This window comes from Parazoarcus communis SWub3 = DSM 12120 (genome assembly GCF_003226565.1).
In the GTDB taxonomy this organism is placed as follows: Bacteria; Pseudomonadota; Gammaproteobacteria; order Burkholderiales; family Rhodocyclaceae; genus Parazoarcus; species Parazoarcus communis.
On the sequence record NZ_QKOE01000008.1, the window covers coordinates 111,361 to 137,543 of the forward strand.

Annotated in this window: 24 protein-coding genes; 7 read left to right on the top strand and 17 right to left on the bottom strand. The window is 65.0% G+C overall.

Annotated elements, in window-relative coordinates; genetic code table 11:
* Positions 1-8: 8 nt before the first annotated feature.
* The 7 genes from DNK49_RS12915 to DNK49_RS12945 all read left to right on the top strand — a co-directional run bounded on the left by DNK49_RS12915 (position 9) and on the right by DNK49_RS12945 (position 8,402).
* A complete protein-coding gene (locus DNK49_RS12915; RefSeq protein ID WP_110525161.1) occupies positions 9-2,171 on the top strand; it encodes a hybrid sensor histidine kinase/response regulator in 2,163 nt (720 codons plus the stop codon).
* 129 nt (positions 2,172-2,300) lie between these two features.
* On the top strand, positions 2,301-3,632 hold the full coding sequence (locus DNK49_RS12920) for an NAD(P)/FAD-dependent oxidoreductase (protein ID WP_243632351.1): 1,332 nt from the start codon (positions 2,301-2,303) through the stop codon (positions 3,630-3,632).
* Positions 3,629-4,651, top strand: coding sequence for a chorismate transformation FkbO/Hyg5 family protein (locus DNK49_RS12925; protein ID WP_110525165.1), 1,023 nt, complete (start codon positions 3,629-3,631; stop codon positions 4,649-4,651). The genes DNK49_RS12920 and DNK49_RS12925 overlap by 4 nt, the downstream gene beginning before the upstream one ends.
* Positions 4,648-5,493, top strand: a complete 846-nt coding sequence (locus DNK49_RS12930) for a MipA/OmpV family protein (RefSeq protein WP_243632352.1) — start codon at positions 4,648-4,650, stop codon at positions 5,491-5,493. The genes DNK49_RS12925 and DNK49_RS12930 overlap by 4 nt, the downstream gene beginning before the upstream one ends.
* 8 nt (positions 5,494-5,501) lie before the next feature.
* Complete coding sequence (locus tag DNK49_RS12935; protein WP_110525167.1) at positions 5,502-6,302, top strand: lysophospholipid acyltransferase family protein; 801 nt, start codon at positions 5,502-5,504, stop codon at positions 6,300-6,302.
* Positions 6,299-7,087, top strand: a complete 789-nt coding sequence (locus DNK49_RS12940; RefSeq protein WP_243632353.1) for a glycosyltransferase family 2 protein — start codon at positions 6,299-6,301, stop codon at positions 7,085-7,087. The genes DNK49_RS12935 and DNK49_RS12940 overlap by 4 nt, the downstream gene beginning before the upstream one ends.
* Before the next feature lie 184 nt (positions 7,088-7,271).
* Positions 7,272-8,402, top strand: coding sequence for an alpha/beta fold hydrolase (locus DNK49_RS12945; RefSeq protein WP_165843325.1), 1,131 nt, complete (start codon positions 7,272-7,274; stop codon positions 8,400-8,402).
* A 25-nt stretch (positions 8,403-8,427) separates the two neighbouring features.
* Here the strand turns inward: DNK49_RS12945 and DNK49_RS12950 are convergent, their stop codons facing one another.
* From DNK49_RS12950 to DNK49_RS13025, 17 genes are all read right to left on the bottom strand, one after another.
* Positions 8,428-10,149 (bottom strand): GGDEF domain-containing protein, encoded by a 1,722-nt coding sequence (locus tag DNK49_RS12950; RefSeq protein ID WP_110525171.1) that lies wholly within the window; start codon positions 10,147-10,149, stop codon positions 8,428-8,430.
* 94 nt (positions 10,150-10,243) lie between these two features.
* Positions 10,244-11,548 (bottom strand): cation:proton antiporter, encoded by a 1,305-nt coding sequence (locus DNK49_RS12955; RefSeq protein ID WP_110525173.1) that lies wholly within the window; start codon positions 11,546-11,548, stop codon positions 10,244-10,246.
* Positions 11,548-12,270 (bottom strand): 3-oxoacyl-ACP reductase FabG, encoded by a 723-nt coding sequence (gene fabG, locus DNK49_RS12960; protein ID WP_110525174.1) that lies wholly within the window; start codon positions 12,268-12,270, stop codon positions 11,548-11,550. The genes DNK49_RS12955 and fabG overlap by 1 nt, the downstream gene beginning before the upstream one ends.
* A gap of 15 nt (positions 12,271-12,285) precedes the next feature.
* Positions 12,286-12,735: a hotdog family protein gene (locus DNK49_RS12965; protein WP_110525177.1), complete on the bottom strand. Its 450-nt coding sequence runs from the start codon at positions 12,733-12,735 to the stop codon at positions 12,286-12,288.
* Positions 12,732-13,538 (bottom strand): beta-ketoacyl synthase chain length factor, encoded by an 807-nt coding sequence (locus tag DNK49_RS12970; RefSeq protein WP_110525179.1) that lies wholly within the window; start codon positions 13,536-13,538, stop codon positions 12,732-12,734. The genes DNK49_RS12965 and DNK49_RS12970 overlap by 4 nt, the downstream gene beginning before the upstream one ends.
* Positions 13,535-14,740 (bottom strand): beta-ketoacyl-[acyl-carrier-protein] synthase family protein, encoded by a 1,206-nt coding sequence (locus tag DNK49_RS12975; RefSeq protein ID WP_110525181.1) that lies wholly within the window; start codon positions 14,738-14,740, stop codon positions 13,535-13,537. Before DNK49_RS12975 ends, DNK49_RS12970 begins: the two co-directional genes overlap by 4 nt.
* Before the next feature lie 112 nt (positions 14,741-14,852).
* Entirely contained in the window at positions 14,853-15,566 is a 714-nt protein-coding gene (locus DNK49_RS12980; RefSeq protein ID WP_110525183.1) for a class I SAM-dependent methyltransferase, read from the bottom strand.
* Positions 15,563-16,378 (bottom strand): polysaccharide deacetylase family protein, encoded by an 816-nt coding sequence (locus tag DNK49_RS12985; protein ID WP_110525185.1) that lies wholly within the window; start codon positions 16,376-16,378, stop codon positions 15,563-15,565. The genes DNK49_RS12980 and DNK49_RS12985 overlap by 4 nt, the downstream gene beginning before the upstream one ends.
* A gap of 73 nt (positions 16,379-16,451) precedes the next feature.
* A complete protein-coding gene (locus tag DNK49_RS12990; RefSeq protein ID WP_110525187.1) occupies positions 16,452-18,662 on the bottom strand; it encodes a patatin-like phospholipase family protein in 2,211 nt (736 codons plus the stop codon).
* A 219-nt stretch (positions 18,663-18,881) separates the two neighbouring features.
* Positions 18,882-19,538, bottom strand: coding sequence for an alpha/beta hydrolase (locus DNK49_RS12995; RefSeq protein WP_110525189.1), 657 nt, complete (start codon positions 19,536-19,538; stop codon positions 18,882-18,884).
* Entirely contained in the window at positions 19,535-21,922 is a 2,388-nt protein-coding gene (locus DNK49_RS13000) for an MMPL family transporter (RefSeq protein WP_110525190.1), read from the bottom strand. Before DNK49_RS13000 ends, DNK49_RS12995 begins: the two co-directional genes overlap by 4 nt.
* Positions 21,919-22,479 carry a LolA-related protein gene (locus DNK49_RS13005; RefSeq protein ID WP_110525192.1) on the bottom strand — a complete coding sequence of 187 codons (561 nt, stop codon included), beginning with the start codon at positions 22,477-22,479 and terminating at the stop codon, positions 21,919-21,921. The genes DNK49_RS13000 and DNK49_RS13005 overlap by 4 nt, the downstream gene beginning before the upstream one ends.
* Positions 22,476-23,435, bottom strand: a complete 960-nt coding sequence (locus tag DNK49_RS13010; RefSeq protein ID WP_110525194.1) for an LpxL/LpxP family acyltransferase — start codon at positions 23,433-23,435, stop codon at positions 22,476-22,478. The genes DNK49_RS13005 and DNK49_RS13010 overlap by 4 nt, the downstream gene beginning before the upstream one ends.
* The gene (locus tag DNK49_RS24415) at positions 23,432-23,761 is read right to left on the bottom strand and encodes a 3-hydroxyacyl-ACP dehydratase FabZ family protein (protein ID WP_243632354.1); all 330 of its coding nucleotides are present in this window, start codon (positions 23,759-23,761) and stop codon (positions 23,432-23,434) included. Before DNK49_RS24415 ends, DNK49_RS13010 begins: the two co-directional genes overlap by 4 nt.
* On the bottom strand, positions 23,758-25,116 hold the full coding sequence (locus tag DNK49_RS13015; RefSeq protein ID WP_243632355.1) for an AMP-binding protein: 1,359 nt from the start codon (positions 25,114-25,116) through the stop codon (positions 23,758-23,760). Before DNK49_RS13015 ends, DNK49_RS24415 begins: the two co-directional genes overlap by 4 nt.
* Positions 25,117-25,126: 10 nt before the next feature.
* A complete protein-coding gene (locus tag DNK49_RS13020; protein ID WP_110525196.1) occupies positions 25,127-25,786 on the bottom strand; it encodes a COG4648 family protein in 660 nt (219 codons plus the stop codon).
* On the bottom strand, positions 25,786-26,067 hold the full coding sequence (locus tag DNK49_RS13025) for a phosphopantetheine-binding protein (RefSeq protein WP_110525198.1): 282 nt from the start codon (positions 26,065-26,067) through the stop codon (positions 25,786-25,788). The genes DNK49_RS13020 and DNK49_RS13025 overlap by 1 nt, the downstream gene beginning before the upstream one ends.
* Positions 26,068-26,183 lie beyond the last annotated feature (116 nt).

Consider the following 26,183-nt stretch of genomic DNA (forward strand, 5'->3'; position numbering starts at 1 on the left):
TTCGCCCGATGGCAGGGCTCAGCCTCGGTCGCGGGATGCGCCAGCTGGCGGCGGCCACCGTCATCAGCCTGGTCGCGATCGCGTTGGTGATTGGGGCACACCTGTGGCAGATGCGCGGTGAGATCGAGGGCGTAGGGCGCAAGCAGATGGCTTCGGTCGCGGTGTTCCTGGCTTTTGAGGCGAACCGGCAGTTCACGGTTGCCCAACTGATTGCCGCAGATGCCATGCAGGCCTGGAAGGCCGGGGGGGATCCGGATGAACGGAACCAGACCATCCGTACTGCGTTTCAGCACGGCTTGCGCAATGACCCGGCGTTACGGGAGATCGTGCTGATCGATGCCGAGGGGCAGGTTCTGCTGGCCACCCGCGACGCCCTTCGTGGGCAGCGCCTCGCGGGTCACGACTTTCTGGCTGCGGCGCAACCGGAGCTTGCCTACCTGGGTTTGCCGCAGACCGGTCGCGGGCTGTTGCCCAGTATGCCCCCTGCACACCCGGCCGCAGCACAGGAAGGCTTCTTTACGCTGACCTTTGCCCAACAGGATCTCCGGGTGGTGTTCGTGCTGGGGGCGGCGAACGTGCTCAATCATTTCGGGCGCCTGACTCAGGATGAGACGGGCGGAGAGGTTCGCCTGCACCGTTACGATGGCGCTTTGCTGGCCAGCTCGCGAGCGGCGGCTGCAGGACCGAACCCGATTTTCCGCGACTTTCTGCCTGCAGTGGAGCGAGGGGGATTTGTCGACGAAACCCCATCCGGCGAGGTCTGGTTCGCACATTTTGCGACGCTTGACGATTTTCCGCTGGTGATCGAATACCGCAGACCACAGGCTGCCCTGCTGGCAAGTTGGCGGGCCGAGTTGCGCTCGTCGGTGGTGACGCTGGCCGTGGTGTCGTTCATCGTGCTGATGTTTGCGGTGGCCGTCTTTCGTGTGCTCAGGGAGCTGACCGCAGCACGGGACGCCGCACAGGCGGCAGCTCAGGCCAAAGCCAGCTTCCTTGCGACCATGAGTCATGAGCTGCGTACGCCGATGCATGGCATTCTGGGCATGGCAGAGTTGCTCGATGCGTCGCCCCTGTCGCCGGCGCAGCGGGAACATCTTGCAGTGTTGCGCCGCTCCGGGCGTCTGTTGCTGACCATCCTCAACGATGTGCTGGATTTCTCGAAGATTGATGCCGGGCATCTGACGCTTGAACGCATTGCCTTCTCCCCGCTCGATGAGGCTGGCGAGGTGATCCGGGTGCTGGAGCCAGCGGCACAGGCGCAGAACAATCAGCTCAGCCTGCTCGCCGACCCGGCCTTGGTGCAGCGGATGGGGGATCCGAACCGGTTCCGGCAGTTGCTGTTCAATCTGGTTGGCAATGCCATCAAGTTCACCCGCGATGGGTTGGTGCAGGTCCGACTCGAGTCGCTGGCCACAACACCAGGCGCCGTTCCCGTGTTGCGCTGCGAAGTGAAGGACTCAGGGATCGGCATCGCGCCTGAAGTGTTGTCGCGGCTCTTTACCGCTTTTGAACAAGGGGATTCTTCCACGACGCGAAAGTACGGTGGAACCGGGCTTGGGCTGGCGATCTCCCGCAGGCTGGCGGAGGCGATGGGCGGGCGCATCGGGGTGGAAAGTCGGCAGCATGAAGGTGCATGCTTCTGGTTCGAGTTGCCGTTGCCACTTGCTGAGTCTGCACCCGTGCAGGTGTCGAGCATGCCGGCTACCGGGTCTTCCGCACGGGTGGCTGCACCGGCTGTTCCGTCGGCGGTGGAGGTGGAGGTGGAGGTGGAGGGGGCCGACCCCGCGCCGATTGTGAAGGGGCTGAAAATCCTGGTGGCGGAGGACAATCCGACCAACCGGATGCTGATTCAGGCGATGCTGGCCCGCAAGGGGCACCGCCTCGAGATGGCCGAGGATGGTCAGGCGGCGTTCGAGCGTGCGTCGGAAGCGGACTACGATGTGGTGCTGATGGACATCCAGATGCCGCGCATGGATGGTTATCAGGCGGCAAGCGCGATCCGTGCATTGCCGGGGGCGAGGGCGCGGGTGCCGATTGTCGCGTTGACCGCCGATGCCTTGCTGGAGGAGCGGGACAAGGCACTGCAGAGCGGATTGTTCCAGCACTATCTGACCAAACCGATCGACTGGGCCTTGCTCGATGCAACGCTGGCACGGTTCAAGCCGGTCTGATCCCGCGATCTGCGGCGTGCTGTAATTCCGCTCGTCGAACGGCTACGGTATAGTCCCGCCTTTGGGGCGGGTGACCCGGGGAAACGCATCCGGATGCCCGTGCATATCCCTACTGGATGGTGCTCTGCCGTGACGACTCTTGATGCTGTTTCTGCCCGGGATTGTGATGTTCTCGTAATCGGTGGCGGCCCCGCCGGTTCGACTGCGGCGGCCCTGCTGGCCGACAAGGGGCATCGGGTCGTGCTGCTGGAGCGTGCACGCCACCCGCGCTTCCATATTGGTGAGTCCCTGTTGCCAGCCAACCTGCGTCTTTTCGAGCAACTCGGTGTGGCTGAGGAGATCGCCGCCATCGGTATCCGAAAGTATTCGGCCGAGTTCGTTTCTCCGCATCATGACAACCAGCAGCGCTTCAACTTTGGTGAAGCTATGGATCGATCCATGCCATACGCCTATCAGGTGCGGCGCTCCGAGTTCGACCATATCCTGATCGGCAATGCGGCACGCAAAGGCGCCGAAGTCATCGAGGGTTGCCGCGTCAAGGACGTGGATTTTCACGCTGATGGGGCCAATGTGATGGCCGAGCATGAAGACGGACGTCGTGAGCAGTGGGCGGCGCGTTTCGTCATCGACGCCTCGGGGCGCGACACCTTCCTCGCCAATCGCATGCGCGCCAAGCACCGCAACCCCAAGCACAACAGTTCGGCGATGTACGCCCACTTCGCCGGTGCGCGGCGCCACGAGGGGTGTGCCGAGGGCAACATCACGATCTACTGGTTCGAGCACGGCTGGTTCTGGTTCATTCCGCTGTCCGACGGGGCCACCAGCATTGGGGCGGTGACCTGGCCCTACTACATGAAGCAGCGCAACGGGCGGTCGATGGAGGCCTTCCTCGACGACACCATCGCGCTGTGCCCGGCCTTGGTCGAACGCCTCAAGGACGCACATCGCGTGTCGCCGGTCGAGGCCACCGGCAACTTCTCCTATACCACCGACCATACCCATGGCGAGCGCTATGTCCTGCTGGGGGATGCCTATGCCTTCATTGATCCGGTGTTTTCATCCGGGGTCATGCTGGCCATGCAGGGTGCCTTCTTTGGTGCCGAGGCGGTCGATACCTGTCTGCGTGATCCGGCGCGTGCGCCGCGGGCGCTGGCGCGTTTCGACAAGGGCGTGCGCCATGGCCCGCGCGAGTTCTCGTGGTTCATCTACCGCATGACCAATCCGACCATGCGCGACCTGTTCATGGGGCCGCGCAACACCCTGCGGATGAAGGAAGCACTGCTGTCGCTGCTGGCCGGTGACATCTACGGGCGCACGCCGATCTGGTTCTCGTTGCGCGCATTCAAGGTGGTCTATTACCTCTCGGCCCTGCGCCACCTGCCGCGTACCTTTGCCGCCTGGCAGCGGCGTCGGCGCAACATCCAGCCGGTTGAGGACGGCGAGATGGTGGCGCGCGGATGAGTGCCTTGGGGGTATTGTGGCCACAAGGGCTGGACCAGGCGCTACCGCAGGACTTGCCTGCCGATCAGGTACTGGGTGAATTGCGTTTTGGGAAGGATGTCCTGCGTGATGCAGGCCTGCCTTGTGTGCTCGTGCGCGTTCCCACGCTGCTGCCGGAGCAGCCCTGGCGGGCGGTGTGGTGGTCCGGTACCCAGGTGACTGCCGGGCAGCACGGAGCAGTCAGTTATCGGCATGACGGCCATATGCTGTTCGGCGCCGTTCGGGTGGACGAGGCCGAGTTTGCCCCCTCATCGGAAGCCAGTGCCTTGCAGCAGGCGGCGGAGCAGGCTTATCGCGAGATCTTCGCCGCGCTGCAACTGGCGGGCTATCCCGGTCTGTTCCGGGTGTGGAACTTCATTCCTGCGATCAATCGCATCGATGAAGGTATCGAGCGCTACCGCCAGTTCAACATCGGGCGCCAGCTGGCGTTCGCGGCTTGTGGCCAGGCCCTGACGGGTCGGGTACCTGCAGCGAGTGCGCTCGGCGTGACCGACGGTGCGCTCGAGATCGGCTTCATTGCGACGCGGTGTGAGATGTTGGCAGTGGAGAATCCACGTCAGGTCAGCGCCTATCATTACCCGCAACGCTACGGCCCGCGCAGTCCGACCTTCTCCCGTGCTGCAGTGGCCCGGCACGATGGGCAGGACGTGTTGTTCATCTCCGGGACGGCGAGCATCGTCGGACACGAGTCCTTGCATCATGACGACGTCGAGGCCCAGACGGCCGAAACACTGACCAACATCGAAATGGTGCTCGACGAATCGGCCCGTCTGCTCGGTAGCGAGCGTACCGCGCCGGACGCACTTGCCTGCCTGGCCTATGTCCGCGCCGCTGGCGATCTGCCGCGGGTCCGGCTCCAGGTGCAGCGTGTCTTGGGTGGCGATGCCCGGGTGTGCTATGTCGAGGCCGATGTCTGTCGTGCTGAACTGAAGGTCGAGATCGAGGCCAGCGGTGGTCATCCGATAAGGGGAGCAATGTGACAAAGTCAGGAATCGCGGCGGTCCGCGTGGTGTGTGCGCTGCTTGCCGGTGCCTGTGGTGCGTCCATGGCGTGGGCGGAGGAGAAGCCGCTGTGGGAGCTTGGAATGGGGGTGGGCGCGGTGTCCTTTCCGGACTACCGTGGTTCGGACCGCCAGCGTACCCATGCCCTTGCGGTGCCGTACTTTGTCTATCGCGGCGAGTTCTTCAAGGCTGATCGTGATGGCATCCGCAGCATTTTCTTCGATTCAGACCGGGTGCAGCTCAACCTGAGCCTGGCTGCCTCCTTGCCGGTGGACTCGGACGGCAACGGTGCCCGGCGTGGAATGCCCGATCTGAAGCCGACGGTAGAGCTGGGCCCTTCGCTCGAGATCAACCTGTGGCGCGCCACTGACCGCCATGCGCGTGTCGATCTGCGCCTGCCGGTGCGTGCCGCCTATACGGTCAAGGGGCCGGTCAAGCATGTCGGCGTGACCTTCACGCCTTTCATCAATCTGGATATTGACCCCTTTGGCCATTCGGGCTGGAACCTCGGGATGATGGCCGGGCCGATCTATGCCAATGCGCGTCAGCATCGCTACTTCTATGACGTGAAGCCCGAGTTCGAACTCCCTGATCGCCCGACCTACAGGGCGAGTGGAGGCTATTCCGGTACGCAGTTCATCGCGGCCTTGTCCAAGCGTTTCGACCGTTACTGGGTTGGCAGCTTCGTGCGTTACGACACCCTGCGTGGTGCGGCTTTTGCCGATAGCCCGCTGGTCGAGCGGGATCGGGCCTGGGCGGCCGGCGTGGCGATTGCCTGGGTGCTGGGTGAGTCGTCGCAGAAAGTCCAGGTTGAAGACTGAGTGACCCCGTGACTCAGGCTCCGCCACGTCGTTTCTCCCCGCTGTACGAGGTCTTCTGCCTGTATGTCGGCCTTGGCGCGCTTGGCGTGCTTTGTCTGGGCTGGTCGCTGGTGGCGGCGATGTTGTATCCGTTCATGCCGGACGCGAGCGGACGCAGGCTGGGACGGCGGGCCATCACGACGGTGTTCCGCATCTATCTGCGCATCCTGACCCTGCTGGGTGCGTGCCGTTTCGATATCTCGGCGCTGGATGAACTGCGTGATCAGGGGCCGATGATCCTTGCGCCAAACCACCCCTGTCTGCTCGATGCGGTGATGGTGATCGCCCGTCTGCCCAATGTGGCCTGCATCATGAAGGCATCGCTGCTGAAGAATGTCTTTCTGGGCGGGGGGGCACGGCTGGCACGCTACATCCCCAACGCGCGGCCCTTGCAGATGGTTTACGCCTCATGCGAAGCCCTGGCCGACGGTGGGCAGTTGCTGATCTTTCCCGAGGGTACGCGCACGGTACGTTATCCGGTCAACGAGATGATCCCCAGTGTGGCGCTGATCGCGCGCCGAGCCAAGGTACCGGTGCAGACCATCATCATCGAGACCGACTCCGATTACCTGTCCAAAGGCTGGCCCTTGTTCCGTCGCCCGCCGATGCCAATCCGCTACCGCATTCGCCTCGGGCGGCGCTTCGATCCACCGACGGATGCCACCGCCTTCGGCCGCGAACTCGAGGATTTCTTTGCCGCCGAACTGGCCCGTGCCGAACTGGTGCCGCCACAATTTCACGCGGCTGCCCGCAATACCTCTGCGGCATGATCGCCACTGCTCCTGACATGCCACTGCCGTCCTCTTCGCATTTCGTGCTGATTCCAAGTTACAACCCCGGCGCCAAGGTGTTTGATACGGTGCAGGCAGCACGCGCGCAGTGGGCGCCGGTATGGGTGGTGGTCGACGGCAGCACTGATGGGACGGCCGAACAACTGCAGGCCTTGGCGGAACAGGACGAGGGGCTGGAGGTGTTCGTGCTGCCGACCAATCAGGGCAAGGGCAGTGCGGTGCTGCATGGCCTGGACGAGGCCGCCCGTCGCGGCTTCACCCATGCGTTGACGATGGACTCCGACGGTCAGCACCCGGCCGAGCTCATCCCGCGCTTCATGCAGGCCTCCGCCCGTCGTCCTGATGCCATGATCCTCGGCAAGCCGGTGTTTGATGCCAGCGCACCCTTGTTGAGGGTGCGCGGACGCAAGGTGTCCAACGCCTGGGCCAACCTCGAGACCTTGTGGATGGGCATTGGCGACTCGCTTTACGGTTTCAGGGTCTATCCGGTCGAGCCGCTGCGCAAGGTCATGCGCGGTCAGCGCTGGATGCGCCGCTTCGACTTCGATCCGGAGGCGGTCGTGCGACTGGCCTGGCAGGGGGTGCAGCCAGTGAATCTGGATGCGCCGGTCAAGTACTTCAGTGCCGGTGAAGGTGGGGTGTCTCACTTCAATTATCTGCGGGACAACACCTTGCTGACCTGGATGCACAGCCGCCTGCTGGCGGGATTCCTGCTACGTCTGCCGGTTCTGATCTGGCGGCGATGGATAGGGTCAAGGCGGTGATACTTGGCTGTGTGGCGCTGTTGCAGTGCAATGTTTTTTAATGTCTTATCGATCAGTATGGAAAAATATTGAATTCATTCATGCGACTAGCAAAATAATTTAAGTTTAAATAATTTGATGCGTTGCAATATTTCTCCTAGACTTCGGGCGTCGGTGCCGAGGATGTGGTGCCAGGAGAATGTTCATGAACTATCGCTTCGCATCGCTGACGCCGGCTGATGAGCCGGCAATTGCCCTGCATCTGATGTCCCTCGACGTCGAGGACCGTGCCCTGCGCTTCGGCAGTCCAGTGACCGACGACATTCTGGGCGTGTATGCACAGGGCCTCAATTTCAACCGTGATGTCGCCGAAGGGGCTTGGGACGGTGGGCGCTTGGTGGGGCTGGCGCACCTTGCCGTTTTTCCCGAGGGTGGCTATCCGGTCGGTGAGTTGGGGCTGTCTATCGCGCCGGGGTATCGTCGGCAAGGCATCTCCAGTCTGCTTATCAAGCATGCAATCGCGCGTGCCCGGCGTTTCCGGCTTACCCGCATGTATGTGCATTACATGCGCCGAAATCTGGCGATGACGAGACTTGTCCGACATTTTGGCCTGGATGTCGAGTACTACGGAGACGAGGCGCGGGCCTCCCTCGAAGTGGTTCCGCGCGCGCAAAGCGTGTGGACGGAAACCCGCCGAGCCGGCCCGGGAGGGCGGCTGGAGGTTTTCCACCGCGCGTCAGTAAGGCCGCTGCGAGGGCATGTCCTGCTCGTCCATGGTGCCGGGGGCGACGGCTGGCAATGGCGCTCCGTGATGGCTGAGTTGGCTGCGGCGGGGTACAGCGCACATGCGCTGTCCTTGAGCGGTCATGGCAGGAGTGCGCGAGCGGCGCCGACATTGGAGCGAATGCGGACGGATGTGGCCGAAATACTGGCGGAGTTGCCCGGTGACACTCGCCTGGTTGGTCATTCGATGGGGGGTTATCTGGTGCAGCGCGAGCTCATGGAGCGGGAATGTCCTGCAGCGGTGCTACTGGCGCCGGTTCCGCCCGATGTGCCGAGGGGGCAGGATCTGGACGCTTTGCTCGCGGGGTTGAGCGGCCGCCAGGCACGGATGGTCGCTGCCAGTATTCTTGCCGAGGCTTCGGGTGTGGCGGTCGAGCGGGTGTCGACACCGGTGGCGCTGATCAGTGGTGACCGCGACCGGGTCATGCCCGTACCCTGGATGCGCGCAACTGCTGCGCGCTATCGCGCACAATGGACCCGTCTACCCGCCGGGCACAATCTGCCTGTGGTGACGGGGGTGGGCCGGGCGGTGGTATCCGGGTTGCTGTCTTGACTGCCGACTGCCCACGTCTATTGGGTCAATTGATGACGGCGTGCTGACCTGAAACACAGAGCCGGTTGCGGCCTTCCGCCTTCGCCTTGTACAGCGCCTGATCGGCGCGGTGCAGAATGGTTTCCAGTGAGTCGCCCGGATAGGCCAGGCAGGCGCCGATGCTGACGGTCAGGCCGTTGTCGCCGGGGAGTTCGATCGAGCGCTCGACACCGCTGCGAATGCGCTCGCTGAGGCTGGACAGGGTGTCGAGGTCGCAGGGCGACAGCAACACAAGAAACTCGTCTCCGCCCCAGCGCGCCGCGCAGTCATAGGGGCGGATGCTGGCCGTGAGCAGGCGGCCGACCGCGGCCAGGGCCTCGTCGCCCATCGCGTGGCCCAGGTAATCGTTTATTTCCTTGAACAGGTCGATGTCGATCCAGATCAGGCCGAAAGTGTGCTGCTCACGCAGGGCGCGGCTGATCTCGGCCTCCAGTCGCTCGTTGAGGCCGCGACGGTTGTGCAGTCCGGTCAGCGGATCGATGCTTGCCAGCCGGTGCAGGGCCTCGGTGCGTTCGGCAACGCGGTGTTCGAGTTCGCGGGTGTGGCTGCGCACGGCTTCGGCCATGTTGCTGAAGTGCCCGATCAGACGGCCGATCTCGCCTTTGCCACGAGGGAGCTCAAGTGGGGTCAGGTCGCCATCGCGCACTCTCAGCATGGCGGTTTCAAGTGCGCTGACCGGATCCAGCACCAGGCGGTTCAGCACCAGGTTGAACAGCGCCAGCGCGGCCAGCAGGGTGATGGCGAAGATCACCAGCACGCTGGCAAAGCTCTTGACCGGCATCAGCACATCGAGGTCGAGCAGGGTGATTTCGTACCAGTCGATTTCCGGCAGGTAAGCGATGCCGGCCAGGTATTCCCGACCCTCGACCTTGACGAAGCGGCTGATCACCCGGCTGCCTTCGTCGGCAGCGACGGCGGGTGCCCGGGCCAGTTCAAGCATGGCCTGCTGCAGATGCTGGCGATCCGCTTCGGTATCGACCATGCGGAACACGGTGTTTTTCTCACCCTCGCGCTTCACGATGCTGGCGAAATCGATATAGCGTGGGTCGCGATAGAGCTGGATCGCACCGTTGTGGTCGGCAAACAGGGTGGTGATGCCGGGTTGCTTGACGCGCACGATATCGCGGATGAAACGGTCGAGTTCCAGTCCGGTACCGGCGACGCCGAGAATGCGGTCGCCATCGCGGATCAGCACGTCGATCCACAGCTTGGTGACCTTCAGTTCTTCGTCTGGATTGACGTTGAGGTGAAAGTCGCGGCCCTGGGCGACGATCTGGTAGAACCAGCTGTCTGCCGGTTTGTCGGGTTTCAGGTAATAACGCAGCTGTTGGCCGGAAAACTCATCTGCCGCGTTGTTGTGATAATAGGCGCCGGAATCAAGCAGGGCGACGAAGTAGCTGCGGTCCTGGAAGTTGCGGCGAAAACTCTCCATCTCGGCGAGGGCTTCGGTCTCCAGTTCCTTGTCCGTGGGATTCAATGCCCAGCGCCGGATCACCTGTGAGTCGGCCAGCTGGCGCGATAGCGCGATCTCGCGGTCCAGCGGCTGCAGCAGGCGGGCGGTGTCGTAGCGCACCTGTGTTTCGGCCAGGCGTACGCCCCACTGTTCGATGATGCCGGCGGCGATGCGTTCGAAAGCCAGCCAGGCCGCCGCAGAGGCGACCAGGATGAGTGCCGCGGTTAGCAGCAGGAAGCGGGGCTTGAGGGTCATGCGGTCCGGATCCGGTTATTTCTTGTTGTTATCCGGACCTTAGCACAGCTGACTCGGGTGAGGTTGTGAGCTTTGGCCGGCTGCTTCTGGCCCGCTACTCCCGCACCCGTGGCGGCAATGTATGGCCGATGAGCGGCAGCCAGCGGCGCAGGCAGGGCGTTGTGACCACTGTACTGAAGATGGCCATGATCACCAGCATCGTGAACATCTGCTGGGAGATCACGCCGAGGTCGTAGCCCACGTTGATCACCACCAGCTCCATCAGTGCCCGGGTGTTCATCATGACGCCAAGGATGCCGGCCTCGTGATGGCCCAGCCCGCAACGCCTGGCCGCCAGATACGAGCCGCCAAACTTGCCGAGGGTGGCAAGTGCGATCACCAGCAGACACCAGCCCCAGTCGGTCAGGCTGTCGAGGCTGCCGATGTCGGTGCGCAGGCCGGTGTAGGTGAAGAAGATCGGCAGGAAGAACACGGTGACGAAATGCCCCACCCGGGTATTCCAGGCTTCGCGCAGGCCGTGCTCGTCATGCAGGATCACGCCCATCAGGAATCCGCCGAAAATGGCGAAGATGCCCAGCTGATACGTGCTCATGCCGGCGACGAAGATCAATGCCAGCATCGCACCCATCAGGTTGGGCGGCAGCCGCCCGCGACCCGGGTTGGCACGGTGGACCAGGCGTTTGGCAAGCGGGCGGATGCCCCACCAGCTGAAGGCAAAGAACACCATTACCAGCACGACCTTGGTGGCAAAGGCAAGCGGATCGAGTTGCGACACTGCCAGCGTCGAGACCAGTGCCAGCAGCAGCCAGCCGACCACGTCGTTGATGGCTGCAGCGCTGATTGCGATGACGCCGAGCGGGCTGCGGGTAAGCTGGAATTCGATCATGATGCGGCCAAGAATCGGTAACGCGGTGATCGAGAATGCGGTGGCAATGAACAAGCCTGCAGTCAGCGGTTCGACGCCGTCAGGCAGCAGGGGCGTGGCCAGCCAGCCCAGCCCGAAACCGAAGGCGAAGGGCAGCAGCAGCCCGGCGCTGGCGACCCAGGCCACGGTACGGCGATGCTTGCGTTCGGTCAGGTGGCCGAAGTCGAACTCGAGGCCGATCTGGAACATCAGCAGCAACAGGCCGATCTGCGACAGGATCTGCATTGGCTCGGGTGGCGCGCTGCGAAACACCAGATCAAACAGATCGGGCGCCAGCCAGCCGAACAAGGAAGGGCCGAGCAGGATGCCGGTAATGATTTCACCCACCGCCGAGGACTGGCCAAGGCGTACCGCGATTTCGCCACCGGCGCGTGCGGCAAGGATGATGATGGCCAGTTGCAGCAAGGTGAAGAACAGCAGTGCTTCGGTCTGATGCACGCTGACCGTGTGGAGTGCGTCGGCTGCGCTGCTCATCAGATCATGCCGCCGTTGATCGAGATGATCTGGCCGGTGATGTAGCCTGCCTGTTTCGAGGCCAGAAAACCGACCAGGTCGGCCACCTCTTCGGCGCGTCCGGCGCGTTTCATTGGCACGATGCGGGCGATGGCCTCGGCGTCGAAGCTCGCTTCGCTCATCGCGGTGTCGATGATGCCTGGTGCGACCGCATTGACGGTGATGCCGCGTCCGGCCAGTTCCTGTGCCAGCGACTTGGTGGCGGAATGCAGCGCCCCCTTGGCGGCCGCGTAATTGACCTGACCACGATTGCCGGTAATGGCGGCTACCGAGGTGATGTTGATGATGCGTCCCCAGCGCGTGCGGATCATCGGCATTGTCAGTGGCTGGGTGAGGTTGAAGAAACCATGCAGGCTGACGTCGATGACCTTGTGCCATTGCGCGGCCGACATGCCGGGAAACACTGCATCATCGTGAATGCCGGCGTTGTTGACCAGGACCTGGATGGGGCCGTCGGCAAGGATGTTCTCGACTGCGGCAGCGGTCACTGCAGCATCGGTCAGGTCGAAGGCCACCGCCTGCGCATCGCCGCCAGCTGCGCGGATTTCCGCTGCCAGGGCCTCGGCTGCGGCAAGGTTGCGATTGGCGTGCACCAGCACGGCATGGCCATCGGCGGCCAGGCGCTGGCAGATTGCACGGCCGATGCCGCCACTGCCGCCGCTGACGAAGGCGCGTAGGGTCATGGTTGGAGTCCGGTATCAGGTGGATGAAGCCGTGACCAGAACGACTGCAGCACGGCCGCGTACGAGCGGGCCGGCAGCGCTGGCGACGGTAAAGGCGTAAAGCAGGGTGCGCGCGTCAGCCGACAGGCGCTCGGCGTGGATGGACAGGGCACCGTCAATATCGTCGAGGCGGTCGACCAGGCACTCCACACTGCGTGCGCTGCCAAGAAAACCCGGCGTGGGTGGCGTGCTGCTGCCAGCGAGCAAGGCACCATGCACGGCCATCGCCTGGGCCGCGTATTCGACGGCATTGAGCGCGCCCAGGCGGCCGCTGGCGCGCAGTGGATTGTCGATCCGACGGTGGCTGAGTGCGGAACAGCGAATCTGGTCCCCATCCCAGGCCTCGACGCGCTCGAGCAGACACATGCCGCCCTGGTGGGGAATGTGTGCCGCAATCCAGGCGTGATCGAGTTGCTGCGGGCTCATCCGAGGACGTTCACACACAAGCGGCTGTCGTCGACATAGTCGATCACCACTTCGGCGGCTTCACCGGTGGCGAGACGAGCCAGTGAATGCAGTACGGACAGACTGCGTGCGGCCGGAATGCCGCTGCGGATGCTTTCCAGTGCCGGGTTGTCCAGGGTGTCGGCGACGCGGTCAGTCAATTCGCCCAGGGCAATCCGGGGGCCGTCGGTGGCATGCGGATCCAGCAGCAGCGCCACGGCAAAGGCATCGTGCAAGGGCCGGGCTGCAGCGAGGGGTTCCGGATAGGGATGGTCGTAAACCACCAGCAACACCGGGGCGTCCAGGCTGGACGCCAGTGCAAGGGCTTCCACCAGCCCGGCGGCAAAGCTGCCATCGTAGGCCGAGACAATCGTCGAGGTCGCCATTGCGCCAGTGGCGATGCCCCAGTAGCCCGATGCGGCATTGTTGACCGAATTGTGGAAGCGGGTGGGTGAGATCAGACGGTCGTTGCCGGCCAGCGCCTCGCAGATCGCGTGGCAATTGGCGCCGTCACCGCCGGCAGAGGCGAATACCGTGGCCAGTGTGGCCGCATCTGCGCCTGCCGCCTCCACGGCCTGCATGCCGGCGACCAGCGCGAGCTTGACCACCGCACCGACGCGGCGACGTTCGGCAGGCGGCAGCATGGTGGGGCTGGGAATACGGGTTGCGGCGGGTTGCCAGCCGGTGGATGTCCCCTGAAGCACGGCACGGGCAGCATTCCAGTCGTCAAAGCCGGGGCCGATCATGCCGATGGCCCGGATGCCTGCTGAAAGCGGTGCTGTCATCGGGCGTCTCCTGCCGGTCGCGAGAATACCAGGCTGCAGTTGGTGCCGCCGAAGCCCAGTGAATTCGACAGTACATGGCGCAGCGGGGCGGATTCCGGCTGCAGGCGGTAGGCGATGTCGATCCCCGGGTCGAGCTCACGGGTGCCGGGGCTGCCCGGCATCATGCCTTCGGCCAGGGCGATCGCGCAGAACACCGCCTCCAGGCCGCCGGCGGCACCCAGGGTGTGTCCGGTGGCACCCTTGGTGGAGCTGGCTGCGGTACGGTTGCCGAACAGGGTGCCAACAGCGAGGCCTTCGGCCGCATCGTTGCTGGGGGTGCCGGTGCCGTGCAGGTTGATGTAGTCGATGTCGGTCGGTCGCAGTCCTGCGCAGGCCAGTGCCTGCTCCATGGCCATGCGTGCGCCAAGTCCTTGCGGGTGTGGTGCCGACATGTGGTGGGCGTCGCTCGATTCGCCATAACCGGAGAGCACGATGTCGGCCGGGCCGGGTGTGTCCGGCGCACGTTCGAGCAGCACAAAGGCGGCGGCCTCGCCGATCGAGATCCCGCTGCGTGCCGGGTCGTAGGGCCGGCAGGGCTCGGGCGCGACCAGTTCGAGCGAGTTGAAGCCGTAGAGCGTGGTCAGGCAGAGCGAATCGACCCCGCCGACGATGGCTGCGTCGATCAGGCCACTGGCAAGCAGGCGTGCGGCACTGGCGAAGACCTTGGCGCTGGAGGAACAGGCGGTGGAGATGACCCAGGCCGGACCGGCCGCGCCGACTGCGTGGCGCACGAATTCGGCCACGGAAAAAATGTTGTGGCTGCCGCGATAGTGGAAATCTGGCGGCAAGGCGCCGCTTAGCGGGTCGCGTTGACGGTAGGCGAGCTCGGTTTCCAGGATGCCCGAAGTACTGGTGCCGAGCAGCACGGCCACCCGGCGTGCGCCATGGCGCGCAACGGCGTGCCGTGCGGCCTCGAGGAAACCGTCCTGTTGCAAGCCGAGCATGGCGAGCCGATTGTTGCGGCAATCGTAGTCTGCCAGTGCGGGTGCGAGGGGCGCTTGTTCCAGGCCGTTCACCCGGCCGATCCAGGTGTCGAGATCGACCGTCTCGAAATCGCAGGGGTGCAGTCCGCTGCGGCCTTGGGCGAGGGCTGCGCGGGTGGCGGCGAGTCCGGTGCCGATGCAGCTGGTCGCGGTATAGCGGGAAAGCAGCAGGGGTTTCAACGCGGATATCCGAAAAAATGTGGGGTCATTCTAGCAAACTGCCCGGGGGCCCGGATGGCACCGGCGACCCGTGCCTTCGTGGCGTGGGGCCGGATCCTTCGAGAATCGGCGATCAAGGCTCACGCCGGGCAAGCAGCAAGGTGTTGGCGAAGGGGGTGCCCGCATCCATGGCTTGTGGGCGCACGCTGAAACCGAGGCTTTCGAGCTGGCGCTGCCAGGCGGCGGCGGGGCGACAGTACAAGGTGCCCAGGCGGTGACCCCGCACCGTCGTCACCAGCCGGTCGACCCAGTTGCACAGCAGGAAAGGCAGGCCGGCGGCGGCGTCGCCGACGCGGAACACCAGCACGCCGCCCGGTGGCAGGGCATCTCGTGCACGCTGCAGTACGGCGTTCTGGGCCTCGGTCTCAATGTAGTGCAGGGAGTCGAGAATGACGACGACATTGACCTCGCCCAGTGCGACGCTGCGAATGTCGCCCTGCTCGACGACGGCATGCTCCGGCAGTGCCGGACGGGCGCGCTCCACATCCTTGGGCATCAGTTCGATGCCGCGGTAGGCCACCAGTCTGGGTGGGGCGGGCCAATCGCCCGGCCAATCGCCGCTCGCATGCAGCTGTCTGGCTGCAGTCAGCCAGTTTGACAGCAGGGCCTGACCGCAGCCGAGGTCCACCATGCGGACCTCTGCGGGAAAGGCGCCATTGGCGAGCAGGCTGAAGAACACCGGATCGCGGCCGAGCTTGCCACGGGCAAAATGCCAGGCGAAGTGGCCAGCCTGGCGATAGGGCGCCGTTGCGGCATCGAGCAGCCGTTTGCGGAAGGAGGAACTCATTGGAACGCTTGTTTCAGGGTGACGGTTTTCAGACCCGCAGCATGGATGCGATCGAGCAGTGGCGGCAGGACATCGAGGATGACCGCGTGCCCGCTGGCGCTGTGTGCCGCATGACCATCGTGCAGCAGCAGAATGTCACCGGCTGCAAGCTCGCGGCAGAGGCGTTCGAGCACGGTATTCGGGTTGCCGCAGCGGGTGTCGAAACCGCGCCGGGTCCAGCTGGCAAGGCGCAGGCCCAGGCGGGCAAGCACCGGCTCCAGGAAGGGGTTGCGTAGTCCGGCTGGGGCACGGAAGAAGTGTGGAACCTGACCGCTGAGTTCGGCCAGCACGTGCTGCGCGGCCTCGAGGTCGGTCGCAATGCGCCGGGGGCCGAACAGCGAAAAGTGATGGCGGTGGCCATGGGAGTGGTTCTCGACCGCATGACCGCGGCGCACGATTTCTGCGACCAGTTCGGGGTGGGCGGCCGCGCGCGTGCCGATGCAGAAGAAGGTGGCTTTGGCGCCGGTCGTGTCGAGCAGGTCGAGGACGGCCGGCGTGACCGTCGGCTCCGGGCCATCGTCGATGGTCAGTGCAATCTCCTTGCGAGCGCTCGAAGTGTCTGGCAGCCGGGTGATGTTGGGGCCGAGCAGGCTGCAGCGCGGCCACAGCCCGGCTGCTGTCAGTGCGAAGTGACTGGCAAGCACTGCCGCCAGCCCCCATGGCCAGCTTTCAGGCCAGATCAGCCAGGCAGCCAGCGCCGCCGGGTGAATGACCCAGGCCAGCACGATCAGCAGGGAGGGTCGCCAGATGCGACCGGGGGGTGAGGATTTCATCAGGGCGCGATTGTACCTGTGCCCCCGGCAGCGCGTCAGATCGCAATGGGCGACTGAACGCCATCAAGCCCGGTCAAGGCGTGCCGAGTACCAGGAACAGGGTGCGCCGCCCATCATCGCCCAGGCCCAGGCCCAGATAAGCCGGACCGAAGGCGGTATCGGCAGAAAGGTAGATCGAAGCCGAGTTCACACGCCCGCTGCCCGTCGTGGTGTTGAGCAGCCCGTCCATCCTGCCGCTCTCCAGGCTACCGCCGAGAAAGACGCCCGAGCCGAGGATGGCGGGCAATCGTACGGCGCGGTTGCGATAGTCAAGCCGGATCAGGCTGTAGCGCTGGCCCTGGAACTCGCCGATGCGATAGCCGGACAGGCGTAGCGGCCCGCCCAGTTGCAAGAGTTCCTGCCCGGGTAGTTCGTCGCCGAAACTGGTACCACCCTGCAGCGCCAGCCCGATGATGTGGGCACCGTGATTGAAGACGCCCAGCCCACGCGCTTCGAGCAGGCGATAGTCGAGGTTCTGGCTGCCTTGCTGTCGGTTGCGCTGGGCGTGAACCGTCAGCGCGTAGCCCGAGGTGGCCAGCCGCGACCGGTCCAGCTGGTCGATCAGCAGGGTGGCCTGGAGGCCGCGAGTGTCGTAGCTGCCCTCTTCCAGCAGGAAGGTGCCGGTATCCCGGCGGTAGCTGCCCCATTTCCATATCGGGCCGCCGTGCAGGACGCCAAGGGTGCCGATGTTGTAGCCGAGCTGGATGTCGGCCGAGGCCTGTTCGAAGGCATAGGTGGCCAGTTGCTTGTGATCGAAGAACAGTCCCTGCTTATAGGTTTCAAGTGCGACGCCGGGACGGACGAACCAGCGTCCGGTATCGTCAAAAGGCTGGTAGAACTCTGTGGACAGCCGGTTGCGGCGGCCAACCTGAAGTTCGTTAACCCATTCCGCGCCAAGGTGATTGATCCAGGTCTTGCGATGCTGCAGCATCAGGCTGTACTGAGATTCACCGGTGAAGTCCGAGGCGAAGCCGAGGCCGAAGCCCAGGTAGTCGGGTCCCCAGCTCTTCTCGCGCGGCCGCACCACCAATGTGCGGCGATCGCCGTCCGGGGCGATGCGGTAGTCGATGCCTTCGAAGTCGCCGCGGCCGTAGATGCGGCGCATGTCGGCGGCGAGCACCTCTTCCGACAACTCCTGCCCCGGCTGACTTTTCATCAGGTCGCCGAGAACTGCCGCATTCGAGCGTTCGAGTCCTTCGAAGCGGATCCCCGCGACCTTGCCCAGACGTGTGTTGTGACGCATCTGGGTGTTGCGCAGCAAGCTGTAATCGGTCTCGGACAGGCTGTAACGGCTCAGGGCAGCGCTGAGCTCGAGTGCGGCGGCGCGACCGATGGCGACGGCTTCGGTCTGGCGGTCGAAACTGCTGGAGCTGATGGCACCCAGCTGAGGTGTGATCAGGACGTCTTCCGCACCGAGGGTGGCGATCTCGGCGTCTACCCGGGTCTTGCCGAGCAGGTTGATCAACTGGCCGGTGATCGAGAATGCAGAGTTCAACTGATCGCGCTTGAACAGCGCTGACTGAATGTTGACCGCAATGACTACATCGGCACAGGTCTGACGGGCCAGTTCGATCGGCAGGTTGTTGGCGATTCCGCCATCGACCAGCAGGGCGCCATTGAGCTCGACCGGCGCGATCAGGCCCGGAATGGCCATGCTTGCACGCATGGCCTGCGGCAAGCTGCCACGTTCCAGCACGACAGCCTCGCCGGTTTCGATATCGGTCGCGACGGTACGGAAGGGGATGGGCAGGCGGGTGAAGTCCTCGATATCGGCAACCGGTCGGGTGAGCCGCCGCAGGAAACTCTCGATCTGCACGCCGCTGACCAGACCGCGCGCAGCCTTTACCTCGCCGTTCTGCAGGCCCAGTTCGATCTCGGAGTACCCCCTCAACTGATCCGCCTTGCGGCGGATGGACTGTTCCTGCCGGGGCGGTTGGTCGTTGAACACGTCGCCCCAGTCGGTTTCGACCACGACCTGCTCCAGCTCTTCGGTGGTGATGCCGGCCGCGTAGGCGCCGCCGATGATCGCGCCCATGCTGGTGCCGGTGATGCAATCGACCGGGACCCGGAGCGACTCAAGCACCTGCAGGACGCCAATATGCGCCGCCCCCCGCGCCCCTCCGCCCGACAGTGCCACGCCGATGCGCGGGCGCCCGCCCTCGGCCGCCAGGGTAAGCGGCGTGTCGAGCAAGGTGGCGAGCACAAACAAAAGCCCGCACAGCGGGCGCAAGGTGCAGCGGGTCATGATGATGGGTCCGGGGGCAGGAGCCGGTGCAAGGGCCCGGCCGTCATGGCGTGGATATTAGCAGTGTGCGGACGGGGTGCGCGGGGGTTCAACGAGCTTGATGCATCAAGGGGATGCAACAGGTGGGCTTGCCACAGGCTACGAACCCATTTCAGGCGTCTCCGGCCATGCCCGTCGGCGCGGGAAGGTGACCGGTGCCAAGCGCCATTCCGCCACTGCTCAGTTGTTCGTCCGACCGAACTCGAGGTAGTGCTGCCATAACCTGAGCCAGGTCGGCCAGTCGTGGCCGCCGGCTAGCGTTGTGACCTGGTGCGGCGCGAGGACGGCTGCCATCAGTGCATGTCCGCCGGCAAAGCGATCCTCGCTGCCGTAGCCCAGCCACAGCGGTGCATGCGGGCGGTGGGCAAGTGCTTGCAGCGCGCGCCAGCCCAGGCGCTCGTCGTTCATGGGGTAGTGGGCGGCGGCAGGCCAGGCGGCGAGCCCGCCCGCTGCGGCGATTTCGCGGGTGATGCTGCGGTTGCCCGGGTAGGGGGCGATCAGTACCAGCCCGTCGCTGCTGGCGGGGTGGCGGTCTGCGTGCATCAGGGCAGTCAGACCGCCAATGGAAATGCCGCCGGTCAGGATGCGGCGATACGCTTGTTTGCGGGCCGGGGCGACGATCTGGTGCTCCAGGGCGTCGGCCAGGGTGCCGTCGCAGACTGCGGCAAGATCACTCTCCACGAAGATCAGATCGAGGGCGCGATGGCTAGCCTGCAGCGCATGGTCGAAGCCGGCTGCGATGAAGTCGGCTGGCTTGTCGTATGCGCCGGCAAGCATGATCAGTAGCGTTGACGCATTGCCACCGGGGGCGGGCAGATGCAGCATGTTCAGCGTCATGATGCGTGCGGCGAGCCTGGGGGGGCGCCGTCCCTGCGGCTGAGCATGGCCGAGAACACCAGGGCCAGCACGGCGCCAGGGCCGACGGTGATGCCGATGGCCTGGAGCACCGGGACATCCGAGAAGGCCAGCAGGCCGAAACCGGCCACGGTGGTCAGGTTGGCGAACAGCAGCGAAGCCAGTGTATGTGGATCAGGCGGGCCGCCAGCGTAGGCTTCGCGATCAAAGAACAAGGCATAGTTGGAGCCGACCGCGACGATCAGCAGCAGGCCGACGAGGTGCAGCAGGATCAGCTGCTTGCCGGCCAGGCTCAGCGCGGCAATCACCACGAGGATCGCTGCCGCCAGAGGCAGGACGATGCGCAGCACGCGCATCGGCCGGCGCAGGAAGATCAGTAAGGCCAGCAGGATGGCGGCGATGCCGCCGAGCGAGAGCTCGATCGCTTCCGACAGGTAGCCGCCGTAAAGCGCGTCCGATTCGTGCTTGAGATCGAGGAACAGTGCTTTGCTGTCAGGCACGCTGGAGATGGCATTGCGTACTGTCGCCGCGTCGATCAGGTGAGCCTGGCGTCCGCTCTCCGGCGCGCGTAGTGGCATCAGCGCGCGCACGCCTGTCCGGGTATGGAACAACATGGCGTCCACGGCAAGTGCGAGCGAGGTGCCTGTCATGCTGTCGCGGTCGAGCGGTGGCTGCTGGCGGGCTTGAGCGATGTCGGCGACAAAGGCTTCCAGGCGTTCGGCACGCAGCGGTAATCCTGCTGTGGCCGTGTTCAGGCGGGCGCGCAACTCATCGGTATCGGGCAGGGCTGCAAGGCGGGCCCGCTGACTGGCGTTGCTGGGTAGATAGCGTGCAGGGCTGTCCCAGCCGGCGAGGTGGCCGTCGGCCTGCAGGCGCTCGAGAACGGGCGCAAGCGCTTCGGCCGCTTGCAGGGCTTCTTCGGTGGTGCTGCCGTCGACAACAATCAGGTAGCGTACATCCGGGGCACCCAGCTCGCCGCGCAGGCGCATGTCCATCGCCTGATCTGCCTGGGGAACCGGGCTGAGGGCAAGCAGTTCGCTGTTCCACAGGCTATGGCGCTGAATGCCGATCAGCGCCAGGCTGGTCAGTGCCAGGGTGATCACCAGCCAGCGCAGGCGCGACGCGGCGGTGACCAAATGGCTCAGCCGGCGACCCAGCGGGGCGACATCGCGCAGCCGGAAATCGTCCGGCAGCATGGCAGGGAGCAGGTAGCGGGTGACCAGCGCGGCCGTCAGCAAGCCCGCCAGCGAGTACAGGCCGAGCTGAGCGAGACCAGGAAAACCTGAGGCCAGCAGGGCCACAAAGCCGCAAACCGAGGTCAGCAGGCCAAGACGGATGGTCGGCCAGAAGCGCGCCATGGCCGAGCCCGCGACCCGGTCACCGCGGCCGCGCTGGACGAACAGGTAGATGCCGTAGTCGACCGCTTCGCCGATCAAGGTGGTACCAAAGCCCAGCGTCAGGCCATGTACGACGCCGAAGCCCAGGCTGACGGCGGCGATGCCGGCGAGCGCGCCGGTCAGCACCGGCAGCAAGCCGAGCAGCAGCACGGGGAGAGAGCGGTAGATCAACAGCAGCATGAAGATGATCAGGCTGGTGCCAAGCAGGGCGATGCGGGTGACTTCGGATTTGATGGTGGCCCGCGATTGCACCGAGAACACACCGGGGCCGGTCATGGCCAGGGTCATTTCCGCAGCGCTTGGGCGTGTGCTGCGCGCTGCATCGAAGGCGGCACGGATCGTGTTCATTGCCGCTTCCTGGGCGTCGATATCGCCGCCCGACGCACGGGTCATCGCCAGCAGCAGGGCGGTGTGGCCATCCTGCGACACCCAGACTTCGCCGTCCCGCTCTGCTTGTGCCTGACTGTCGAGTTGGCCGAGCAGGGCAAGCAGTTCGCCTGTGGGGTCGCGTGTCACCAAGGGTTTGGCCAGTAGCCCGGCCGGCGAGGCCAGCAGGTCGAGTGTGCGTTGAAGCGCGGTGCGCAGGCCATCGCTGCTGAAGTGATCGGGGGTGATCGCGGGGCTGAGTGCGTAACGGTGGTCGAACAACCAGCGCCGGTCGGCTTCGACATGGACGGCTTCGCCATTGCTCACCGAGGCAAACGCAGCGTCCGCACGCAGGCTTGCCGCAAGCAGCTTCGAGACCTCGGCTCGATCATCGGGGCGCCCCCCTTCGATGCCGATCAAGGTCAGCCGCGACACCATGCCGTCGCGCAGTTGGTCGACCAGCATCTGCTGCTCGGGTGTCGGGCTGCGAGGCAGGAAAACCGACATGTCGGCCGTAAACTGGGCGCGACCGACCAGCAGGGCAAGGATGGCGACCAGAACGAACCAGAGGGCGAACGCGCCGAGGCGCCGGCGTGAGCTCATTTCGGGGTGATCGACATCACCGAGCGGTCGCCGTCGGCCTGCAGGATCTCGACTTCGTTCACTGCGCCATGACGGCCTCCGATGCGGATGCGGCTGACAACCTTGGAGATGCCTGGGTCAGAGGGCAGCAGATCGAGTTGCCAGCGCGAGGCCTGGCCGCTGACCGACAGGGCGTAGCTGCGAGCCAGCCGCTGCTGGTCGCCCGCCAGGGTGGCGCGGATGCTGTCGATCAAGGTCGCCACCTCGGGGTAGTCGCGCAGGCGCAGGGTGTGGGTCTTGCCCTCGCGGTTCAGGGTCAGGGTGTCGCCGTCGAGCACCATGGTTTCCTTGACCGGGGTTTCGGTGTGGCGTTCGAGCCTTGCCGGCGCGATGTATACCAGCTCGCCGGTGGCGGTCAGCGGTTGCTCGAGAATGGCAAGGTAGCGCGTTTCGACAAACCGTACCCGGCCGCCGCCATTGTCGGCAAGCGTGCGCATCAGTTGGTCGACACCCCACTCGGCGGCATGGGTGACGGACAGGCCGATAGACAACAGGAAGGCGACGCAGTACCGGATCATTCGGGTTTCACCTTGGCCGTATCGAAGTCGTTCCAGAAATCGAAGAAGTTGAACCAGTTCGAGGGCGCCTCACGGCAGCATTGCGCCAGTACCGTCGCATAGCGGTGCATTGCATCATGGATGGCCGCATCACGCTGCGCGCGGGGCACCGTGCTGAAGTCCGCAATCGGTGCGAAGCGGATGGTGTAGCGGTTGCCGCCATGGTACAGGCCGGCCATGAACAACACCGGGGCATCGAGCATCGCGGCCATGCGGAACGGGCCAAGCGGCAGCATGGCCGGGCTGCCCAGCAGTTCGACGGGTACCCGTGCCTCATCACCCAGGCTGCGGTCGGCCAGGACGCCAACCAGCGCGCCTTCGGCCAGGCGGGCATGAACCTTGAGCATGGCGTCGAGCTTGCCCAGGGCAATGACCTCGGGGCGGGCCGAGGGGTTCAGCGCGTTCAGCAGGCCATTGATCTTGCGCGCATTGTCTTCGTACATGGCGAGCGCGATCTTCAGGCCGGGCTGGTTGCGGCCGATTGCACGGATGACTTCGAAACTGCCGAGATGGGCGCCGAACAGCAGCGCGCCACGGCCGCGGGCGAGCTGCTCACGGATCAGCTCTTCTCCTTCGATGCGGATGTCGAACAGATCGAAACGGTCCTTCAGCAGATAGACGCGATCATGAATGGTGGCGGCAAAGCTGAAGACCTGGCGATAACCGTCGGTGATCCGTGCCGGTCGGCCGAGGGCGCGTGGCAGGTAGGCGCGTGAAGCACGCCGTGCTGCGGGGGCGAACACCAGAAAGTAGGCGGCGATGAGGTGCAACACGACACGCCCGGCGGGGCGCCCCAGGTGCAACGAGATCCAGGCCATCAGGCGCAGCATGGCCGTATTGCTGCGTTCCGGGCGTTGAGCCCATTCTGCGGCGTTTGTTGCCCCGGCGGGGCGCTCGGACGCGGGCGGGATGCTCATGACGGCACGTTGGCGTCGACCGCGTACGGGGTCAGGCTGCCGCTGGCGACCGGTTCGCCACCTGCAGTCTGGACCGCAAAGGCGATTGCACCGCTCGCGGACGGGGGCTTCCAGCTCAGGACCAGGGCTTCGCCGGGGCCGACCGGGTGGACGAACTTTGCATTGCCCAGTTGCCAGCGTCTTGCACCGAGGTCGAGCTGTTGTTGCAGCGTAAGTGCAGCGAGGTCGAGCAACACAACCCCCGGCACGATCGGCTGTCCGGGAAAGTGTCCGGCGAACGCAGGGTGGTCAGCGGGGATCGGCAGCGGGCAACTTGCGGGGTTCACTGTGTGCCGCTCCGGCTGGCGAGGTAGCTGCGCAACAAGGCTTCGCAGGTGTCCCGCGGCAGCTTGCCGGTGGCGTTGCGCGGCAGGCTGTCGAGAAAGATCAGCGGACGCGGCATGAAGGCGTTGTCGATGCGCTCGCGCAGCGCCTCGCGCAAGCTGCGTTCGTTCAGCTCGGGCGCGACCACGAAGGCCACCAGCCGGGTGATGTGGCCGTCGCGCTCGCCGTCGGGCAGGTGGAAACCGCCATCACGCACGCCAGGTATGCCCAGCAATTGCTGATTGAGATAACCGAGTGAGGTACGTTTGCCGGCAATATTGATCAGATCGGCGTTGCGGCCGCGCAGCAGGAAGCGCTGGGCGTCGACCTGTTCGATGACGTCGGACATCGGCACGGCGACCTCGATGTGGCCACCGTCGGCCCAGGTCTGGCCGTCACGCTCGCTCAGCCGGATACCGGGGAACAGTGTCCATTCCTGGGTCACGGCGCTGCGACGGGTGGCGATCTGACCGGTTTCGGTACTGCCGTAGATCTCCAGCAGCGGCGCGCCCAGCCGTGCCTCCGCAAGGTGGGCGAGCTCGACCGGTAAGGGTGCAGTGGCGGAGACCACCAGCCCGATCGGGTCGAGTGCCACGCCTTCGTCGAACAGCGTGCGCAGATGAAAGGGGGTCGTGATCAGCGCGGCAGGCGCAGGTGTCCGTGCCAGCGTGGCGGCGATATCGGCAGGGTAGAACGGCCGCCCGGCGTCGAATGCCGCGCCGCTTTGCCAGGCCACCAGCACGGTCGATTCAAACCCATACATGTGCTGTGGCGGCACCGTGCCGACCAGGGTTGCCGGCCGGGCCGGGTCGAGCCCGAGTGCGATGCCTTCGGCGCGGACGTTGATCACCAGCCGGCCCCAGGTCTTGGGGTGCGGCACCGGGGTGCCGGTCGAGCCCGAGGTGAAGACCCAGGCAACGCGCTGGTCAGCTGCGAGTGCAGGCACCGTACAGTGTGCAGGCAGCGCGTCGTCTGCCGTGTGCAGTGCAGGGAAGGGCAGCGCCGGCAAGCTGAACGCATCCGGATCGCCATCGGTCAGCACATGGCAATCCGGGGCAAAGGCCGCGAGATGACGCAAGGTTTCCGGGGTATAAGTCGATGGCAGCAGGCTGATGCGACCGGAGACCATGCCGGCCGCCAGGCCGACGGCAAAGTGGTAGCGGTCGCTGCAGACATTGAGGATGTGCTGGCAGTCGGGCAGCGTGCCGACTACACGCTCGATGTCGGCAAGGAAGCGGCGCAGGCTGATCGCCGCACCGTGGCGGCGGGCAATGACAGCGTCAGGATCGGTATGTGAAACCAGCGGCAGACGGGACACGGGACTTCTATCAGGCGGCGGGTGGGGTGGCGCCACGCGAGGCATGGAGAAAGGCCCGCACCGAATCGGCCAGCCCGGTGCGCAGGGCCGGTGGCAGCACGATCAGACGGACGATGAACTCGACGACGAACATGGCGCCGATCAGGATCGGAGTGAACAGGTTGATCAGCAGTGACCAGGCATGCATGGAGCCCGCAAAGAACAGCGTGGCGGAGCTCGATGCCATCAACGCAAAGAAGATGGCCCAGGCCAGCGTTGCGCCGCGGGTATAGCGTTGCAGCGGCGGCGCCAGGCGATCGCCGTGGATGACGCGGGCAAAGCGGGTGATCATCGGCTCCTCGCCGGCGGCCAGGGTGCGGCCGAAGCCGATTGCCAGCAGCGAGAACACGCCCAGGTGCTGGATGAAGTAGATCCACTCGAAGCGCGATTCGACCACCGTCCAGTGGTAGGCCAGCAGGCTGGCGAGTCCTCCCCACAGCAGCAGCGCAGGCAGGCGGTGGCGGCTGCGCCACGCCATCATCAGCGCGATCCCCATGTAAGGTACGACGGCGACCAGGGCGCCCAGCGTGCTGGGCTGATCCGGGGCCGTGGTCAGGTGGGCCAGCAGCAGGTAGGCGCCGAACGCGACGGCCAGCAGCAGGGTGCGGCCGAGGCGCAGGGGGTGGGCCATCACTGCACCCGGTTTGCGGCGATGTAGTCCGACAGGCTGCGCAACGAGGAGAAGATCTTTAGATTGTCTTCGTTGTCGGCGCGCAGGGAGAAGCCGAAGCGCTTGGACACGACCAGGGCCACCTCGAGGATGTCGATCGAATCCAGGCCCAGCCCTTCGCCGTAAAGCGGGGCATCGGCTTCGATCTCGCTGGCGGCGATCTCGAGGTTCAGGGCGGAAACGATCAACTCCGCGACTTCGGTGAGCAGGGCGGCGTCGGCGGATGGGGTGCTTGCGGTCATCTTGGCTACGGTGTCGGCTGTGCTTCAGGAAAAACGGTAGGCTCCGCAGCAGCGGACCGGGTACCGATGCGCTGTTGCGGAGTGCAAAGGCGGAATGTTAACCGCCGTCTTGCGCC